The organism is Micromonospora sp. NPDC051296, assembly GCF_040682255.1.
In the GTDB taxonomy this organism is placed as follows: Bacteria; Actinomycetota; Actinomycetes; order Mycobacteriales; family Micromonosporaceae; genus Micromonospora; species Micromonospora craterilacus.
Genome location: NZ_JBFBAO010000685.1, coordinates 1 through 1,083 on the forward strand (window position 1 = coordinate 1; position 1,083 = coordinate 1,083).

The window sequence follows — 1,083 nt, forward strand, 5'->3', positions numbered from 1 at the left end:
GGGTGCCCCGATACTCCGGTCCGGCCGACCCGTAGCGTCCGGCGCCGTGGTCCGGCCCGTACTGCGGGGCACCGTAGTCCTGGCCGTGCGGCGTGTACTTCCACTTGCTATTCCACGCCTTCCTGCCCCATTTGGCCCCGAAATTGGCTACCCGATAAGCAGTGTTTACCTGCCAATTGTGGAACCGGTTGTTCAGCTTCTTTAGGCCGTTTGCTCTATCTTTGATCCATTTCTTCACCGGCTCCTTCCAGGCGCTACAGGAGCAGCGCTTTGCCTTTCCGTCTAGATCTTCGCTATTGATCGGATCGGCACACGTGTACTCGTAGGTGTTGCAGCTTCCGCCATAGACCGGGTCGACTTGGAGGAATCGGCCGGTGACGGTGTTGTAGAGGCGTACGCCCATCAGGATGATGCCGGACGGGGTGTCGGCGGCGCGTTGTTTGGCGCCGAGCCAGCCGTACCGTTGGCTGCCGGCGTCGGCGGCGTTGCGTGGGGTGCCGTACTCGTTGGCTTCGCTGGTGCGGGAGAGGCCGTCGTCGTCACCGTGGATTGCCGCGATCAGGTCGCCGTGCAGGTTGGCGACCTGCCATTCGACCTGCCCGCTCTCGCTGTCGAAGATGCCCGCCATGCCGGACAGGCCGGCGACCGGCCGGGTGAACAGTTCGTCCGTCTCCTGGGTCCAGGACGGGTTGTCGCTGTCGCTGTCGTAGTGGTGCACCGACTGGACGGCGGTGCCGCTGGTGTTGTCGGTCCAGGAGCGGACCCGCTCACCGGTCACGTCGAGCGTGTAGTCGGTGGTCCGGCCGCCCTGGGTGATGGTGTCGACCAGGTCGGTCGAGTGGTACGCGATCGTCGCGTTGCCTGCGGGCGCCGTGGCGGTGTCGGCTGCCGGCACCGTGGTCGTGCGGCCGAGGGCGTCGTAGACGTACCCGGACGTGTTGACCCGGTCGGCGGTGTCGTATGTCCAGGTCCTCGAAGCCGCCGCCGTCGTGGTCTGGCATACCCCCTCGGCCCCGGAGGCATACTCGGCGACAGTGGTCCGGCTGGTGGAGTTGCTGAACCCGTAGATACGGGTGGTGCACT

Annotated in this window: 1 protein-coding gene; it reads right to left on the reverse strand. The window is 65.7% G+C overall.

Going from position 1 to position 1,083, the window contains the following annotated elements; all coding sequences use genetic code 11:
- Positions 1 to 1,083 (reverse strand): RHS repeat-associated core domain-containing protein (locus AB0M52_RS34125; protein WP_363962035.1); only part of this gene is annotated, 1,083 nt, incomplete at both ends.